This is a genomic window from Brachyspira sp. SAP_772 (assembly GCF_009755885.1).
GTDB lineage: Bacteria > Spirochaetota > Brachyspiria > Brachyspirales > Brachyspiraceae > Brachyspira.
On sequence record NZ_VYIX01000002.1, the window covers coordinates 245,148 to 261,596 of the forward strand.

Consider the following 16,449-nt stretch of genomic DNA (forward strand, 5'->3'; position numbering starts at 1 on the left):
TCGGCACTATCGGCATAAACTTAAATTAGGTTTAGCATTTTTTTTATTTTTTTAAATTTTTTTATTATAAGTAAATAATTCACCGCACGCTGTGTAAAACAAAGTATATTAATAAGATTAGAATAGAAATTTTATTATGTTTTTTAATTTGTTTAACGTGCGGTTAGTAAGTTTTTAAAATTTAAAAAAGCTTGGGCGGGCAGCTTATAATTCTTAGTTATCTGATAATAAAATAGAGGCTATATTTTTATTTTAGGCAATCAACATAAAGGGCGGGGTGTGTAATAAAAAGTGCTAGCTTTTTTGCTATTATATTGTATAATATAGGAACAATATAAGAAGTTATTGTAAAAATAATTTACTAAAAAGGATATAAAATGATAAAAAAATTACAATATGTGCTGATTTGTATTAGCGTTTTTACTATAGTGGCTTGTAGTTCAAAGAATAATGACATAACAAATCCTATTAATAATGATAATAATTCAAAAACTCTTACTACATCTTATACAATTAACGGTATAGATGAAAAATATAGTGGAACTTGGAAATTTTTTAATGCTGATGACACAGGCAATGTAGCTGTTGATGTTAATGTAATAGAAGGAGGAGTAAGCGGTTTAGTTATATCAAATAGTAAAGCAAAGAATAATACAGTAAATTTTACAAAAAACAATATTTACAGCAAACCAAAAAAAGAGGATAATCAATATTATGATAGATATTTTGGTTATATAATAAGTGATGGTACTTGGGTTGGCGAGATACATTTCCCTATATATGATGATGAAACAGTAGGGTATGTTTATGTAACAAATAAAAAAACTTCAGATATAATAATTGGAATGATAGATAAAGCACCTGCTGACAAAGAAGGTATTGAAGTATCTTTTCAAGGTACATTCAATGCTGATAATAATAGAAGTGTAAATATAACAAAAGACTTTGTAGTATACTTAGAAAATGGAGTTGCAAAGGCAAAAATACCTTCATCTTTTCTTGAACTATCAAGAGATGATAAAAATAATTTAGGTTATGCAGTATTTTATGGACCTTTATATAGCGGAGTTTTTATTAATACATCTAATAATAAAATTAGTGATCCTGTAAATCAATTAATTTTTGTTTATATAGATTATAATAATAAATTAGAAATAACATTAAAAGAAGATGGGACTCCTATTTCTGCTAAATACAATAAGAAAACAACTACTATATCACCTGATAATTTGACATATACTAAGTAATAATCACTAATGCCATATACAACAAGAATGCTTTAAGTAAAAGTTTTTTATTTAAAGCATTCTTGTTTTTAAACGACAATAAAAAAGATAGAGTAAATTAAAAATTGGCGTAAGATAAATGAAAAAAATAATTATAATACTTTTTATTACCATTAATTCACTATTTGCTAATAATTTTAAGGTGATATCAAGACAAGGGGAGGCTTCTGTTATTGTAAACAAGGAGCATTCTGATATAGATATAAAAAAAAGTTTTCCTGAAGATTATTTTTCAATATCAACAAAAGAATCTTCATATATGGTAATAGATAATGGCGAGAAATCTATAATATTAATGCCAGAATCTAAATTAACATTTCAAGACAATCAATTTACACTTCATTTTGGATATATATATATAAAAAGCAAACATAATGATGAAGTAAAAATAACATTAACTAAAGATGATAAAGCATATAGTTTCAAAGGAAAATCATTTGCTATAATTTCTTATGATAATGATATGACAATATTAAGCCATAATAATGCGGTAAAAATAGAGCCAGTTCAATCTTTAGGTATATCATACTATTTAGAGCCTTTTAACAAAACTTTAATAAACTCATCTATGAATGGACCATATAATATCAATGAGAATGAAAGGACTTTATTAGAGAATGTATCAAGACAATTAGAAATAGAGATGAATGACCATTTAAATGAGGGTATAGAAAGATATAACTTTACTATATTAGAAGGCAGTAAAAATGAAACTACAATATATAGAATAGTGCATCCGAAAAAAGGACCTAATGTATTTTTAATAGTCCCTCATGGAAGTGAAAGAGTGGGTACTGATGTGGCAATAGAGAGACTTAATATGCCTATAAAAAAGGGAAGTTTAACCATAGTACCTATAGCAGTTCCTGAAGCTTATAGATTAAATACCCGTGCAATAGAGGGGCAAGACATTAATAATAGATTTTTTGATAAGAAAATTAACAGAACAGACACAGATAAATTAGCACAAAAATATATGGACATGCTTGATGAATATGATATAGATGTTGTACTTACGCTTCATGAAGGTAATGGTTTTAAAGAGTTTTTTGGAGACTCTATTATATATGACACAAGAAAGCTAGATGATAATGTAAAAAAAGTGCTTGATAATATTAACTCAAGAATAGAGCCTATGAAGTTTAAATTCAAGCAAATGTATTATCCAATGCCTACAACAATAACCTATTATGCTACAGAAAAAGGAATAGATGCATATGGTATAGAGCTTACTCGTAATTTGGATTATGATAAAAAAAGAATAATAATGCATACCATATTAAGTGAGTTTTTTAAAATATATGGCTTAGAATAAAAATTGTATTTAATTTGTTATAATATATAATGTAGTATCATTTTATTTAAGGATTATTATGCTGTCATTAAGAAAGGCATTAGAAAAAAGAGATTTTGAAGTAGTAGATTTATTTACTTTAGCATTTTCACTTTTTAGACATAATTTTATTAATTTTTTGTTGGTTGGTTTTTTATGTGCAATGCCAACAATAATCACAACTATATATTTTCCTCCAGTTATGTTTGACCCTACAAAAATAGAAACAGTTAAAGATCTTGTTGATTGGTTTCAAAATGAGGTTAATGAAGGTTTTTATATTAATTTATTTTTATCTTGGTTTTTGGATATTATTTCTGCAGTATCAATTGCATTATTAGTAGAAGGCTTAATTTATGATAAGATTAGAACAGCATCCTATGCAATAGTTAAAACTTTTCAAATGATAATTCCAATATTAGCAACTTCTATTATTACAATGATTATATATTTCTTTGGGCTTTCTTTCTTTATATTTCCGGGCATAATACTTATGATTTTATTTATGTTCACTACAAACATATGTGCTTTAAGACATACTTGGGGTATAGATGCTATTAGATATTCTTTTTCTTTGGTGAAGCCTAAGTTTTTTAAATCATTATCTATGCTTGCTTTTATAGTATTATTTCAAAATGTACTTGTAATTACTTTCCCATCTGCACCAATGGATACAAGAGAGGGAGTATTATATTATATTTTATCTATGATAATACTATACTTCTTTGACACTTATTTTAAAATATTAATATCATTATATTTCTTAAACAGAGATTTTGTTACTAGTGCAACATTAGATGATGATATTTAATTTTGTATTATATTATTTATTTTTGTTTCTAAGTCTTGAAAACTAGACTCTAATAAATAATATCTAGTATCATCATTTACTAATTCTATCTCATAATTATCTGTTTTAGCATATATATTATAATTTACAGTTGTACCATCTGATAAATATATCTCTACTTTATATAATAAATTAGCTCTTTGAATATTATCTTTTATAAGGCCATCTGCCCTAAGATTTACAATAAAATATAGAGAAGTATATATATCATCTTGATTAATATTTTGATTATTCCAAGTTTTAGTCCAATTAGTAGAATCAGTTTTTTCTAAGGTGTATGAATTGTTATTATATGATATAGTTATTTTATTTATATCATCAATTCTTACAGATGATATAGTTTTATTTATCAAGTCATCTTCAGTTTTATCAAATATATCTTTGGGGTTAATGGGAGTATTTCCAATCAAATAAACATTTTTATCATTATTAATTTGACCGTATACTAAGTTTCCAAAATTAGCCTTCATACCAAATTTTATATTTCTTACTTCTTTAGATGAAGTATCTTTTGCTTTTACAATAAGAGCTTCATTATCTGTGAGGCTGTATTTATCTAATATTTCAGTGTTTCCTCTAGATAATAATTCAACTGGCTGTATATTATTAAATGCATTAGTGATTGATTCTATTGCTTTAGTATCAGCATTATATTTATCATTTACTGTCCATTTATTATCATTAAATTTTATTGTAATAGTTTCATTACCATTTCTTGTAATAGTGATTTCACTTAATTGAGTGTTAATAGCTTTTAGTTGAGGCAGAGAATAGCCTTTATTTTTTAATGTAACTGTGAGTATTAAAATTACTGCTAGAACTACCACTATAGAAGAGAGTATTATATATTTCTTTTGAATGTTTGCCATCAAATGATTCTCCATTTTTAAATTTAAAATTTATTATACAAAAATAAACAAAATTGTAAAGCGTTTAGAAATAAAACATATATTTGAATATATAGTAAATATTTTAAGTTATCAATTTTTTGTTGTTCTTTTCCCGCGTACGAGCTGTACCACCTTGCCGCACGGTAATGCGATGCTTTAATTATAACTTCTTAGTTGTGCGGGGGAGTGCATTTTAATGTACAATTAAATTATAAAATTTATAATAAAAATGCAGTTCTTTTATACCAATACCGAAGGCACTTCCTACGGTCGTACCGAGTAGGTGCCTATCGGCAAAAAAACTTTGGCTTTACCATTCGGATACGCTTCGCAAAAGTGCAAATAAAAAAACAATACCAAACCATAGAATTATGATTTATATATACATTACAAATTTAAGATAAAATATAAATGTAATATAGTTATAAAAAGTTACTTGATAAAAGTGTAATTTATTGTTAATATTTTGAATATAGTTAATATAACTTATAAAATATATAAAGTTAAAAAACGAAGGAGAATAATACTTATGTCAATAGCTTTTTTATTTCCGGGACAAGGCTCTCAAACTGTTGGAATGGGTAAATCTTTATACGACAATGTAGCAGAGTCTAAGGCTATATTTGATAAAGCTGCTAATATATTAGATGATGTAGATATTAAGGCATTATGTTTTGAAGGAAGTGAAGAGGATTTAAAGAAAACAGAAAATACTCAGCCTGCTTTAGTTACTGTTGGTATGGCTGTTTATGAGGCTTTAAAAGCTAAAGGAATAAAGGGAAATTATTTTGCAGGACACAGTTTAGGAGAAATTACTGCACTTTCTGCTGCTGGATATATTTCTTTTGAAGATGCTGTAAAAATTGCTAGAACTAGAGGGCTACTTATGGCAAAAGCTGGTTCTGATGCTCCTTATGGTATGGCTGCTGTACTTGGTTTGGATTATGACACTGTTTCTAAGTGCATGCCTGAAAGCAAAGAAGTAGTTGCTGCTAATTATAACTTAAAAGACCAAATTGTTATATCTGGTTTACTTAGTTCTATAGAAGCTGTTACTCCTAAACTTCAAGAGGCTGGTGCTAAGAGGGTTATGCCTTTAAAAGTTTCTGGTGCTTTTCACTCGCCATTTATGAAACCTGCCGCAGATGAACTTAAAAAATTCTTGGATAATGTTCAATTTACTAATAGCGGTAATAAGGTTTTATCTAATGTTACGGCAGATGTGCATAACTTTGATGATATAAAAGAAAACCTTTACAAACAAATGTTCTCTACTGTAAGATGGTATGACAGTATGATTAATCTTCAAAGCAAATGCGTTAATAAAATATATGAATGCGGACCGGGTAAGGTTTTAGTTGGTATGTCTAAAAAGATAGCTCCAGAAATAGAAGCTGTTTGCGTATTTGATAACGACTCACTAAACTCAGTACAATAAACTTTTTAAAAATAATTTTTTAAGTTTTTATAAAAATAAAAAGGAGGCTTGAGAAAGCCTCCTTTTTTACTATATTTTAAAGGTTTAAATAATTAGATTTTTCCAACCAAATCAATTCCTGGTTTCAAAGTTTTAGCACCTGGTTTCCATTTAGCAGGACAAACTTCGCCGCCATGTTCAGCTACATATTGAGCAGCTTGTACTTTACGAACTAATTCATTAGCATCTCTACCTATGCCCATATCATGTACTTCGTAAGCTTTAATTTCGCCTTCAGGGTTTACAATAAAGCTTCCGCGTAAATCTTGTCCAACTTCTTCTACAAATACTTCAAAGAATCTTCCCAATATTCCTGTTGGGTCTCCAAGCATAGTGTATTTTAAGTTTTTGATAGTTGGTGAAGCGTCTGCCCAAGCTTTATGTACAAAATGTGTATCTGCAGATACTGAATAAACTTCACAGTTAATTTTTTTAAGTTCATCATAAACAGTACCTAAATCTTCTAATTCTGTAGGACATACAAAAGTAAAGTCTGCAGGATAAAAGAAGAATACACTCCATTTACCTAATACATCTTTTGTAGTAACTTCTTTAAACTCTCCATTTTGATAAGCGTCAACTTTGAAATCTATAAGTTTTTTATTTATTAAACTCATTATAAACTCCTTTTATTTATGTTTGTATGTTCTAACAATACATTAAATAATAAATTTTGTCAAGTAAAAAAATGTACAAATTAGTAAAAATTCCTAAAAAATACATATTTTTTAATGTTTGAAATGCCTTATGCCAGTGAACACCATAGCAATGCCATGTTCATTACAAGCATCTATTGACTCTTGGTCTCTCATTGAACCGCCGGGCTGAATTATAGCCTTAATATTATACTTAGCACAAGCGTCCACTACATCTCTAAATGGGAAGAAAGCATCAGATGCCATTACAACCCCGTCTCCTGCTCTCTCTAAAGCATCTTCACAAGCCCAAATTCTATTTGTCTGTCCGCTTCCTATACCCTTAGCCATAAAATCTTTTATAACCACTATAGCATTAGACTTAGCATATTTTACAACCTTCATTCCAAATATTAAGTTTTTCATCTCTTCTTCTGTAGGTTTTTTCTCTGTTACAACCTTATAATCTTCTATTAAAGTAGTGTCTTCATCTTGTACAAGTAATCCTCCGTCTACTTTAACAAGATTGATTTTATCATTAGTATTAGTTTTATATTTTATAACTCTTAAATTCTTTTTAGTTTTCAATACTTCCAAAGCTTCAGGTGTAAAGTCTTTAGCTATAACAATTTCTAAGAATATTTTTATAAGTTCTTTTGCAGTAGCTTCATCTACAGTGCTGTTAAAAGCCACTATTCCACCAAATATAGAAGTAGGGTCGCAATTATAAGTTCTATTATAAGCCTCTAATACGCTACCACCTAAAGCAGCACCGCAAGGAGTAGAGTGTTTTATAGCAGAGCATGCATACTCTTTTTTAGATTCATCAAACTCCAACACTATTTTTAAAGCTATATCCATATCTCTAATATTGTTAAATGAAAGCTCTTTTCCGTTTAACTGTTCATAATCTTTCATAGAGCCTTTATCTGTAGTTGATACATAATAGCTTGCTCCTTGATGAGGATTCTCTCCATATCTTAATTTTTCTTGTAAAGCATAAGACATATTCAAATAATTAAGTTTTTTATCTTCCTTATTTTCTAATGAATTAAACATAAACTCAGACACTGCAGCATCATAAGCAGAAGTTAAATTAAATACTTTAGAAGCTAAATATTTTTTTGTTTCAAAACTCACTTCACCATTTTCCATTTCACTTTTTACCAAATCATAATCTTTAACATCGCTTATAACCACAACATCTTTGAAAGACTTAGCAGCAGAACGAAGCATAGTAGGTCCGCCTATATCAATAAACTCTATCTTCTCTTCAAATTTCAAATTATCATCTTGTACTTTTTCAAAGAAAGGATAAAGATTAACTACCACCATATCTATAGGAGTTATTCCTCTTTCTTTAATAGTTTCCATATGAACAGGATTATCTCTTATAGCAAGTATTGCACCATGTATTTTTGGGTCTAAAGTTTTTACTCTTCCGTCAAGCATCTCTTTAGCCCCTGTAACTTCAGCAACCTCTATTACAGATATGTTATTTTCTTTTAAATATTTATAGGTTCCGCCTGTAGAAACAATTTCCACATTCTTTGAAGTTAGAAACTTAGCAAAATCTAATATTCCGTCTTTGTAAAATACAGATATTAACGCCCTTTTAATCATAAACAATCTCCATAAAAAATATAGTTTTTAATGAAGACATTATAATATAAAAGTCGCTATTGTAAAGAGTAATAATTATTTTTAGTTGATTTTTAGTAAATTTATGATAAAATGTAATAAAAATTAAAAAAATAAAGGTAAAATTAGAATGTTTACTTATGTAAGACTTAAAAATTATAAATCATTAGTTGATTTTGAAGTAGATTTAACATCATCAAAAAATAATCCTAAAAAAATGATTATAATTTATGGCGAAAATGGAGCTGGTAAAACCAATTTTATAAATGCATTTTTTACTTTATTTGAAACATTAAATACTAAAATATATAAAACAGCTATAGATAAATTTATGCTAGAAAATTCTGATGATAAAAAAAATAAAAAAGAATTGGAATTCTTTTTTAATAAAGTATTAAAAGATAATTTTAAAAATTTGGATACTATAATAGAAAAAAGTAAAACAATAGGTTCTAAAGATAATATGGTTTTAGAATTTGGTTTTAAATTAAATGGTAAAAATGGAGTATATTATATTGAAACTGATAATGAAAATATTGTAAAAGAAAAATTAGAATATGTTTTAGATAAAAATAAAACAAAGTACTTTGAATTATCAAATAAAGAAATATATATAAATAAATCTTTGTTTAAATCTGATAAATATTTTAATGAAATAAAAGATCTAATAGATAAATTTTGGGGTAAACATTCATTTTTATCTATTCTATTATTTGAACAGCATGATAAAACAAAAAAATATATATCAAAAAATATAAATAATAATATATTTGATGTTATTAAATATTTTTTATCAATGTCTATTTATATAAAAAATGAAAGTAATATAGAAAAAGGAAAAATAAGTGTAGATAAAAACATTATTTCTATTATGGATAATAGTTACATAAAAATAAAAGAAGAAGAAAAACTTAATCATACAGAAAAAATATTAAATAACTTTTTTACATCTATATATAGTGATATAAAAAAAGTATACTATAAAAAAGAAATAAAAGATGATAAGCTTCATTATAATTTATTTATAAAAAAACAAATATATGGAAAAATTATAGATATAGATTTTAAATTAGAGGCAACAGGCACACAAAAATTACTCAGATTATTTCCATTAATATTATCATCTATGAAAAAAAATAATATAGTAGCAATAGATGAATTAGACAGCGGTATACATGATATTTTAACAGCATCAATATTAAAATCATTATTTTGTGATATTAAAGGACAATTTATATTAACAACTCATAATACAACTATTTTAGAATCAGATATAAAAAAAGAATGTATATATATATTTAATATAGACAGCGAAGGAAAAAAAATACTAGTTCCTATAACAGAATATGATAAAGAACATCCAAATATAAACTTTAGAAAAAGATATTTGAAAGGAATATATTATGGTATTCCAATTGTTTCTGATATAGATTTTAAAGATATATTGGAGGAATAACTATATGTACTATAAAGGAAATTATCTTAAAGCTATAGTTATTGTTCATGGTAAATCTGAATTACAAATGTGTGATTTTATAAAAAAGAATTTAAGATTGAAAATTGATATTATATCTAAAAATAAAGGGAAAAATTCTATACAAATATCAAGTGTAATGAAAAGATTAGAGGGGAAAGATATTAATCCTTCAAGTAATTTTATAAATACATATAAGGATGATTTGGAAATTAAAGATAATAAAATAAATAATGATTTCAAAATATTTATAATAATGGATACAGATGACTGTAAAAATGATGAAGAAAAAAATAATTTCATATATAAAAATATGTTCAAAAATCATTGGGCTTATAATTATATAGTTCCAATATATAATAATGATAACTTAGAATGCGTATTAAATAAAGCTAAAATAAAAGTAGAAAAGAAAAAAGACTATATAAAAATATTTCCTACTGACAAAAAATATATAAAAAGTGATACCATTCAAATAGAAGAATTTTACCAAAAACTTTTAAAAGTTAAAAATATTTCAAATATGCATATCTTTATCAAATTTTGTTTAGATAATAAATTAATAATTCATAAATAATATTATTTTCTTTTATTTTCAACTAAAGCCAAAAGCGTTGTATTATAATCTTTAGCAGATATTGCTTTATTTTGATATATGATATTTTTGTATTTATCATTACGGTTAAAATGTTTAGCTCTGAAACCGCCTGTCATTTTTAGTTTATATAAAATATCTCCAACAGTTATATGTTCTGGAGGGCATGCTAATGTGTATGAAGTAGTTGTGCCTTCTACTATTTTTACTATGTAGTTAGCTTGTTCCAAAGAATCTGCTATGTCGTTTAATACAGAAGGTGCAACTTTTAAATCTCTTGCCAAATCATACATAGACATGCATTTTTTATTATTTACAAATCTATAAGCTATTGTATGCATAAACTCTAAAGCTATCATCTCTTTTTCTGCAAAAGATAATTTTATATTTGTTACATCCACTCCATAAGACCTGAAATATTGAAGCGAGTAAGTTAACTCTGCACCAAATAAAATGATTATCCATACAATATAAAGTAAGAGCAAAAGTACTGGTATTTGTGCAAAGGCACTTGCTGATGATAACTCTGCAGGCTCTATGCTCGTTAGAAGAGAGTTTTCACTTGTAATTGTTACTATGTCATCTAATTGAAAATTATATTTTCTCACCTGCTCATATATGTTAGGAGAGAAGTTTGTAAATAACAAATTATTACTAGATATCATTTCTCTTTCATATGTAGCAGCAGATATTCCTGTGCCTTCATCTTCTATTATTCTATAACTTATTCTATCTAATTTTATGTCTACTAATTCATTTTTATTATTTAGTAGGTTTACCTCTCTTACAATATATTCTGTTTTATATTTATCACTGTCAAATATCTGTTTATAATTTTTTACGTTAATATTTAATTTAAAATATACACTAAATAAAGTAATAATAGCAATAGCTACAAGCACAGAAGATATTAAAGCATTAGACCAATTAACTTTAGTTTGCGGTACCAATACATAAGAAAACAATATAAGCATGCTCATAGCAATAACAGGAGTTACCCAAGATATTAATATTCTTAAAATAGCAGGCAAATAATATAAAGCTATAGAAGAATAAGTTATTAAAGTAAAAGATATACCAATAGAAACAGGAATCAATATTAGAAGTGCAATATAGTTTACAGCAACTCTTGGTATAGAAGTTCTAATTTTTACACGCCAAATTTTAATAAGTGATTTTTGAATATTATGAAGTATTAAACTAGCACTCACTAAAGTAGATATTACACCTATAATACCAAAACTTGCTAAATCAGTATTATCAGCAATATTTAAAATCTGCCTTACCATAGGTTCATAGAAAGGTGCATTTTTTTCCATCCAATCGAATATTAAAATAAATATGTTTTGATAAATATTAAATATTCTAAGCACAAACAAACCAACTATTAATGCTGGTATAAAAGAAAGTGTAACAAGATAAGTAAGAGAAGCTGCTCTTATAGTACAGTCATCTTTAAAAAAGTCTGTTATTGCAAAGGTTATTACTCTATATAGGTTGATTAAAAATCTATAAAAACGGTTTACATTAGCAGTATCTATAGAATAAATTTCTTTTTGAAAAAAACTTTTGATTTTGTTTGTAAAAATTTTGAATTTCGTCATAAAACACTTCTTGCAAAAAATATTTTTTAATGTATAATTAATGATACAAAAGCGAGGGTGGCGGAACTGGCAGACGCACTAGACTTAGGATCTAGCGCCCTAGGCATGAGGGTTCGATTCCCTCCTCTCGCAAATATCCTTATTTTTCTTCTTTATCTTCTACTTCTATAGAAAATTTACACTTATTACATACCTTTTTATATCCATTATATGTCTTTATTATCCTCATAGAGTTCTTAGTATTACAAAAAGGACAATCCTCATGATTTCTAAATACTATAGAAGATATAAAATCAACTATCTTACCAATACCAGATACAAAAAATAGTATCCCAAACATAGAAATAAATATTATTAATATAATAATAATAAATACAATAAATATAATATTCACAATAATCCCTTTTACAAAATTATAACCTAAAACACTTTTTTTTGAAAGGATAATTTTTATTTTATAGCATCCTCTGGAAATATAGTATAAATTTCTGATAATTTCTGTAATACCTTTTGAACTTCTGTTGTACTATAAACAGCAAACACAGGTATATCTCCATTTATTAAATCAGAAATAGCTAAAAAAGAAGAAGTAAAAAATATTCTATAATCTCTTCTTGAAGAGCCCGGACCATTTCCTATATTATGATCATTTAATATATAAGCCTTATAACCAACATCTGTTTTATAATACCCAACTCTCACAGTTCTTGGTATATAATCACCATAGTTTGGAAAATAAGCTCTATATTCATTTAATAATTCTCTGTAATATTCACCATTTTGTGGTATTAAAGAGTCATATATATTTAAAGCATAATCTTCTTCTTTAAACAAAGTAGGAGGATTATAAGTTCCATTTGTGTAATTATTATAATCATTATAATCTATAGTATCAGATATTTTATTTGCTTCAAAAGTTTCTTTTTTTTGATTATCTTGATATATGTTTATAATAATTTTTTCTTCACTTACATCAAAAGTTATTGTAGCATTATATATTTTAGCTTCGTTTGATGTAGTATTAACTCCAAGCTCATAGCATAATATATTGCCATTATTTAAATATATCTTTCCATATTTGCTTGAATATGTTCCTTTATAGTTTGGACTATTTGGAGAAGAACAAGATATTATTAGACAAAATATTAATACATGTATTATTTTTTTTATAAACATTATTTATCCTAATAATTTTTATAATATAAAAAATTATATAAATAAAATATATTATAATTAAAATAAAATATATATATTTTTTAATTTAAAAGTTTACATTATTTAATTTATATATATAATATAGTAAAAATAATTTATATTTTGGATAAATCTATGAAAACTTCGAATAATAAATCTACTCTCAAGGTGAATAAGACAAAAAAAACATTAGAAGACGCTTTAGGTGCTCTACTTGAAGAAAAACCGTTTGAAGAAATTAGAGTAATAGATATATGTTCAAAAGCTAATATGCATAGAAGTACTTTTTATACTTATTTTAATGATAAATACGAACTTTTAAAATCAAAGTTAGATGAATATGAGGCAAAGTTTTTAGAAGATTTGCAGAGATATAAAATAGAAGATAAATTAAAAGATTTTCATATAGATATAATGATAAAGATATTACAGTTCTTTTACTTAAACAGAAAATACTTAAAAATAATCTTTCAAAATGATAGAGATAATAGCATCATAAAAATCTTACAAAAATATTTAGAAGATTATGTTATAGAAGGTGTAAAGGATATGAAGCTTGCGAAGCCTGATAAGCCTTATTTCTTTAATGTGATAGCTGCTTTTTATTCTGGAGCTTTTATTACTGTTATTAGCGAGTGGATTTTAAATGATTGCAATATTAAACCTGAGGAACTTGCTGAGTGCATATCTGATATTATCATGCAAAGAATATTTGTATATGAATAAATTCTATATTTTTTAAGAAATAAGCAAATAATTTACGATAATATTTACATAATATTTTTACTTTTACTAATTTTATTTATTTTTAATTAGTATGAGTATATTATGGAGTATGTATTATGAGAAAAGTATTATTTTGTTTATTGTTCTCTATTAGTTTTTTTGGTTTATTGAATGCCCAGAATATCACAAAAGATAGTGATTATTCTAAGAATTGGGCAAGTTTTATTAACAGAAAAACTATAGATATGCAAGGGGCTTTATACGAAGGAATACCGGGAGGTAATTTAGTATTAGTTTCTGGAAGGACTCCTTTTTTATTGATAAAAGAATATCATTTTTTGGGTGCTAGATCAGATACTCAAGTTTATTATACACATCAAGTTCCTTTAAGTTATTTCTATCAAAGTGCTCCTAGTCTTGGAGTGGTATTAGTTGAAGGATATGCTTTAAATGGTTCTAAATTAACTAGATATATTAATTATATAGATAGTTATAAAGCAAAATTAAAAAATTGGGAAGATAATAATATTGTATTAAGCAATGATATGAAGGTTGCAAAGCCAGATGCTAAGTGGACAGACTATCCTATACCTCAGCCTGAAGATGTTAACTGGGCTGAAGGTGCTTATGCGGGAGAATTGTATTAAGGTTTTAGCATAGTGCAATATGTATTTATTATAGCTGTAATAGTTGCTGTTACTACAGTTTTATTTTTTATTACTAACAATAGAGTTATATCTTATGATAGAGATTGGATTAAAACAATTAAAAAGAGAGTTGTAAATGGTGATAAAAAATATGTGTTTGAAGAGAATGGTGATATTGTTATAGATAATAAAAAAAAACTTACCATAATAAAAGCTAAAAATAATAAGATGGCTGTTTATAGCAATAGCGATTTTATTAATAAGTTCATGCTTGTATTTTCTGCTTACACTTCTGTAAAAGTTACATTTATGGAAGGGTATATTGTAGATAATAATAAGCTTTATTATACTTATGCTTATAAGGCTTCATATTATAAAAAACTTAATAATTGGATGAAGAATAACGGAGTTTTTGAATCTAAAGAAGTTTGGGTGGCGAATAAAAAAGTTAATTGGAAAACATTTCCTGCTCCGAGAGAAAATGATATAAATTGGGAGAAAAAAGTTTTAATAGGGGATATTGTTAAAATATAAAAAAAATAAAACTTTTTTATTATATTGCTATAGCATTATTGTTAATAGTATTGTATAATAGTAAAAAATTATTTATGGATTTGTATATGAAATTAAGATTATCTAAAAGAGCATTGCAAGAAGATTTTCAAGGCGATTTTGTTAAGATGATGTTAGAGGTTGCTGCGAAGGGTAATTTAATATCATTTGCAGGAGGACTTCCTAACCCTTCATCATTTCCAGTGGAAGCTGTGAAAGAGGCTTGTATTAAAGTATTATCAAACAATGGAACTGCTGCTTTACAGTATAACAGTGTTGATGGTTATTTGCCTTTAAGAGAGTTTATAGCCAACAGGTATAAGAAGAGCGGAGTTAATGTTGAGGCTAGTGATATTGTTATTACAAATGGTTCTCAGCAGGCATTAGATATTATATCTTCAGTATTAGTAGATGCGGGTGATAATATTATGCTTGAAGACCCTTCATATTTGGCAGCGTTGCAAACTTTCCACTTATATAACGCAAATATTCAAACAGTAAATCTTAGAGAAGATGGTGCTGATGTTGAAGAGGTTAAAAATGTAATAGAGAAATATAACCCTAAATTCTTCTATTCTATTTCTACTTTCCAAAATCCAACAGGTATAACATATACTAATGAAGTTAGAGAAAAAATAGCTAATGTAGTAAAGAATAGCGATACTTTTTTAATAGAAGATAACCCTTATGGAGAATTGAGATTTAAGGGTGAACATCAAAATTCTTTTGGTAAATTATTGGGTGAACAGGCTATACTTCTTGGCACTTTCTCTAAAACAGTTGCTCCGGGTTTAAGATTAGGCTGGATTGCTTCAACTGTAAAAGAGCTTGTTACAAAGATGAAAGAGTATAAACAGCTTGTTGACATGCATACTAATATATTTTCTCAGATGGTTGTTGCTGAATATTTAAAAGATAATGATTATGATGAGCATATAAAAACAATTATAGATTTATATGGCAAGCAATGTAATTGTATGCTTGAGTGTTTAGATAAATATATGCCTAAAGATGTACATTGGACACACCCTGAAGGCGGTATGTTTATATGGGCTACTTTACCTAAAGGTTTGGATGCAATAGAGTTGGGTAAGAGAGCAGCAGCGGCAGGAGTTGCAGTTACACCGGGAGAGCCTTTCTATGAGAGAAAGAGAGGAGAAGGTACTTTTAGATTAAACTATACTAACTCTTCTTTTGAGAATATAGACAAAGGTATATCAATACTTGGTAAAGTAATAGAAGATATGAAACAATCTCAATAATTTTCCTTATTATTATAATATATTTTAAGGGCGGCTGTGAAGCCGCCTGTTTTGCTTTGACACTCATAGTTTTTTATTTATATAAAAGAATCAAAAGAACTTTATTTATTTAGCCTAAAATACAAGTATTATTTTATATTAATACATATTCCAACATATAAAGTGCACTTTTCGCGAAGCGTACCCGGAGGGTAAAAACTTTTTGCGGCGGGAAAAAGTTGAATAAAAATCATATAACAAAATATAGTTATTTTAGAATATTTAAGTTTTTATTTGTGGGGAC

General features: G+C 26.5%; 16 protein-coding genes and 1 tRNA gene. 11 read left to right on the forward strand and 6 right to left on the reverse strand.

The window, feature by feature from the left end; translation table 11 throughout:
- Positions 1-380 precede the first annotated feature (380 nt).
- The 3 genes from GQX97_RS06290 (at position 381) to GQX97_RS06300 (ending at position 3,430) form a co-directional block, all read left to right on the forward strand.
- Positions 381-1,247, forward strand: a complete 867-nt coding sequence (locus GQX97_RS06290; protein WP_157151747.1) for a hypothetical protein — start codon at positions 381-383, stop codon at positions 1,245-1,247.
- A 118-nt stretch (positions 1,248-1,365) separates the two neighbouring features.
- Positions 1,366-2,601 carry a hypothetical protein gene (locus GQX97_RS06295; RefSeq protein ID WP_157151107.1) on the forward strand — a complete coding sequence of 412 codons (1,236 nt, stop codon included), beginning with the start codon at positions 1,366-1,368 and terminating at the stop codon, positions 2,599-2,601.
- Positions 2,602-2,659: 58 nt separating this feature from the next.
- The gene (locus tag GQX97_RS06300; protein WP_157151108.1) at positions 2,660-3,430 is read left to right on the forward strand and encodes a hypothetical protein; all 771 of its coding nucleotides are present in this window, start codon (positions 2,660-2,662) and stop codon (positions 3,428-3,430) included.
- Here GQX97_RS06300 and GQX97_RS06305 read toward each other — a convergent pair.
- Positions 3,427-4,338 carry a DUF4340 domain-containing protein gene (locus GQX97_RS06305; RefSeq protein WP_157151109.1) on the reverse strand — a complete coding sequence of 304 codons (912 nt, stop codon included), beginning with the start codon at positions 4,336-4,338 and terminating at the stop codon, positions 3,427-3,429. The two genes, GQX97_RS06300 and GQX97_RS06305, sit on opposite strands and share 4 nt — an antisense overlap.
- Positions 4,339-4,888: 550 nt before the next feature.
- Between GQX97_RS06305 and fabD the strand changes: the two genes are divergently transcribed.
- Positions 4,889-5,797 (forward strand): ACP S-malonyltransferase, encoded by a 909-nt coding sequence (fabD, locus tag GQX97_RS06310; protein ID WP_157151110.1) that lies wholly within the window; start codon positions 4,889-4,891, stop codon positions 5,795-5,797.
- Between the two features lie 92 nt (positions 5,798-5,889).
- Here fabD and ahpC read toward each other — a convergent pair whose 3' ends face one another.
- Both ahpC and purH read right to left on the reverse strand, forming a co-directional pair.
- Entirely contained in the window at positions 5,890-6,453 is a 564-nt protein-coding gene (gene ahpC / locus GQX97_RS06315; RefSeq protein ID WP_157151111.1) for an alkyl hydroperoxide reductase subunit C, read from the reverse strand.
- A 111-nt stretch (positions 6,454-6,564) separates the two neighbouring features.
- The gene (purH, locus tag GQX97_RS06320; protein ID WP_157151112.1) at positions 6,565-8,094 is read right to left on the reverse strand and encodes a bifunctional phosphoribosylaminoimidazolecarboxamide formyltransferase/IMP cyclohydrolase; all 1,530 of its coding nucleotides are present in this window, start codon (positions 8,092-8,094) and stop codon (positions 6,565-6,567) included.
- A gap of 148 nt (positions 8,095-8,242) precedes the next feature.
- Between purH and GQX97_RS06325 the strand changes: the two genes are divergently transcribed.
- Positions 8,243-9,568: an ATP/GTP-binding protein gene (locus GQX97_RS06325; RefSeq protein ID WP_157151113.1), complete on the forward strand. Its 1,326-nt coding sequence runs from the start codon at positions 8,243-8,245 to the stop codon at positions 9,566-9,568.
- A gap of 4 nt (positions 9,569-9,572) precedes the next feature.
- A complete protein-coding gene (locus GQX97_RS06330; RefSeq protein WP_157151114.1) occupies positions 9,573-10,163 on the forward strand; it encodes a hypothetical protein in 591 nt (196 codons plus the stop codon).
- A 2-nt stretch (positions 10,164-10,165) separates the two neighbouring features.
- On the opposite strand, the gene GQX97_RS06335 is transcribed toward GQX97_RS06330, so the two are convergent.
- A complete protein-coding gene (locus GQX97_RS06335; RefSeq protein ID WP_157151115.1) occupies positions 10,166-11,785 on the reverse strand; it encodes a YhjD/YihY/BrkB family envelope integrity protein in 1,620 nt (539 codons plus the stop codon).
- A 51-nt stretch (positions 11,786-11,836) separates the two neighbouring features.
- On the opposite strand from GQX97_RS06335, the gene GQX97_RS06340 reads away from it, so the two are divergent.
- Positions 11,837-11,917 (forward strand) — tRNA-Leu (locus tag GQX97_RS06340).
- A 7-nt stretch (positions 11,918-11,924) separates the two neighbouring features.
- Here GQX97_RS06340 and GQX97_RS06345 read toward each other — a convergent pair.
- Both GQX97_RS06345 and GQX97_RS06350 read right to left on the reverse strand, forming a co-directional pair.
- Positions 11,925-12,179 (reverse strand): hypothetical protein, encoded by a 255-nt coding sequence (locus tag GQX97_RS06345; RefSeq protein ID WP_157151116.1) that lies wholly within the window; start codon positions 12,177-12,179, stop codon positions 11,925-11,927.
- Positions 12,180-12,235: 56 nt separating this feature from the next.
- A complete protein-coding gene (locus GQX97_RS06350; protein ID WP_232473271.1) occupies positions 12,236-12,961 on the reverse strand; it encodes a hypothetical protein in 726 nt (241 codons plus the stop codon).
- 153 nt (positions 12,962-13,114) lie between these two features.
- On the opposite strand from GQX97_RS06350, the gene GQX97_RS06355 reads away from it, so the two are divergent.
- From GQX97_RS06355 to GQX97_RS06370, 4 genes are all read left to right on the forward strand, one after another.
- Positions 13,115-13,705: a TetR/AcrR family transcriptional regulator C-terminal domain-containing protein gene (locus GQX97_RS06355; protein WP_157151117.1), complete on the forward strand. Its 591-nt coding sequence runs from the start codon at positions 13,115-13,117 to the stop codon at positions 13,703-13,705.
- Positions 13,706-13,821: 116 nt separating this feature from the next.
- A complete protein-coding gene (locus tag GQX97_RS06360; protein ID WP_157151118.1) occupies positions 13,822-14,352 on the forward strand; it encodes a hypothetical protein in 531 nt (176 codons plus the stop codon).
- Positions 14,353-14,364: 12 nt separating this feature from the next.
- Positions 14,365-14,886, forward strand: a complete 522-nt coding sequence (locus GQX97_RS06365) for a hypothetical protein (RefSeq protein ID WP_157151119.1) — start codon at positions 14,365-14,367, stop codon at positions 14,884-14,886.
- A gap of 86 nt (positions 14,887-14,972) precedes the next feature.
- The gene (locus GQX97_RS06370; RefSeq protein WP_157151120.1) at positions 14,973-16,166 is read left to right on the forward strand and encodes a PLP-dependent aminotransferase family protein; all 1,194 of its coding nucleotides are present in this window, start codon (positions 14,973-14,975) and stop codon (positions 16,164-16,166) included.
- The last annotated feature ends 283 nt before the right edge of the window (positions 16,167-16,449 follow it).

Excerpts from the sequence above, each read along its gene's own strand:
- GQX97_RS06295 (WP_157151107.1), top strand. The coding sequence starts at position 1,366 with ATGAAAAAAATAATTATAATACTTTTTATTACCATTAATTCACTATTT.
- GQX97_RS06300 (WP_157151108.1), top strand. The coding sequence starts at position 2,660 with ATGCTGTCATTAAGAAAGGCATTAGAAAAAAGAGATTTTGAAGTAGTA.
- GQX97_RS06305 (WP_157151109.1), bottom strand. The coding sequence starts at position 4,338 with ATGGCAAACATTCAAAAGAAATATATAATACTCTCTTCTATAGTGGTA.
- fabD (WP_157151110.1), top strand. The coding sequence starts at position 4,889 with ATGTCAATAGCTTTTTTATTTCCGGGACAAGGCTCTCAAACTGTTGGA.
- ahpC (WP_157151111.1), bottom strand. The coding sequence starts at position 6,453 with ATGAGTTTAATAAATAAAAAACTTATAGATTTCAAAGTTGACGCTTAT.
- purH (WP_157151112.1), bottom strand. The coding sequence starts at position 8,094 with ATGATTAAAAGGGCGTTAATATCTGTATTTTACAAAGACGGAATATTA.
- GQX97_RS06325 (WP_157151113.1), top strand. The coding sequence starts at position 8,243 with ATGTTTACTTATGTAAGACTTAAAAATTATAAATCATTAGTTGATTTT.
- GQX97_RS06330 (WP_157151114.1), top strand. The coding sequence starts at position 9,573 with ATGTACTATAAAGGAAATTATCTTAAAGCTATAGTTATTGTTCATGGT.
- GQX97_RS06335 (WP_157151115.1), bottom strand. The coding sequence starts at position 11,785 with ATGACGAAATTCAAAATTTTTACAAACAAAATCAAAAGTTTTTTTCAA.
- GQX97_RS06350 (WP_232473271.1), bottom strand. The coding sequence starts at position 12,961 with ATGTTTATAAAAAAAATAATACATGTATTAATATTTTGTCTAATAATA.
- GQX97_RS06355 (WP_157151117.1), top strand. The coding sequence starts at position 13,115 with ATGAAAACTTCGAATAATAAATCTACTCTCAAGGTGAATAAGACAAAA.
- GQX97_RS06360 (WP_157151118.1), top strand. The coding sequence starts at position 13,822 with ATGAGAAAAGTATTATTTTGTTTATTGTTCTCTATTAGTTTTTTTGGT.
- GQX97_RS06370 (WP_157151120.1), top strand. The coding sequence starts at position 14,973 with ATGAAATTAAGATTATCTAAAAGAGCATTGCAAGAAGATTTTCAAGGC.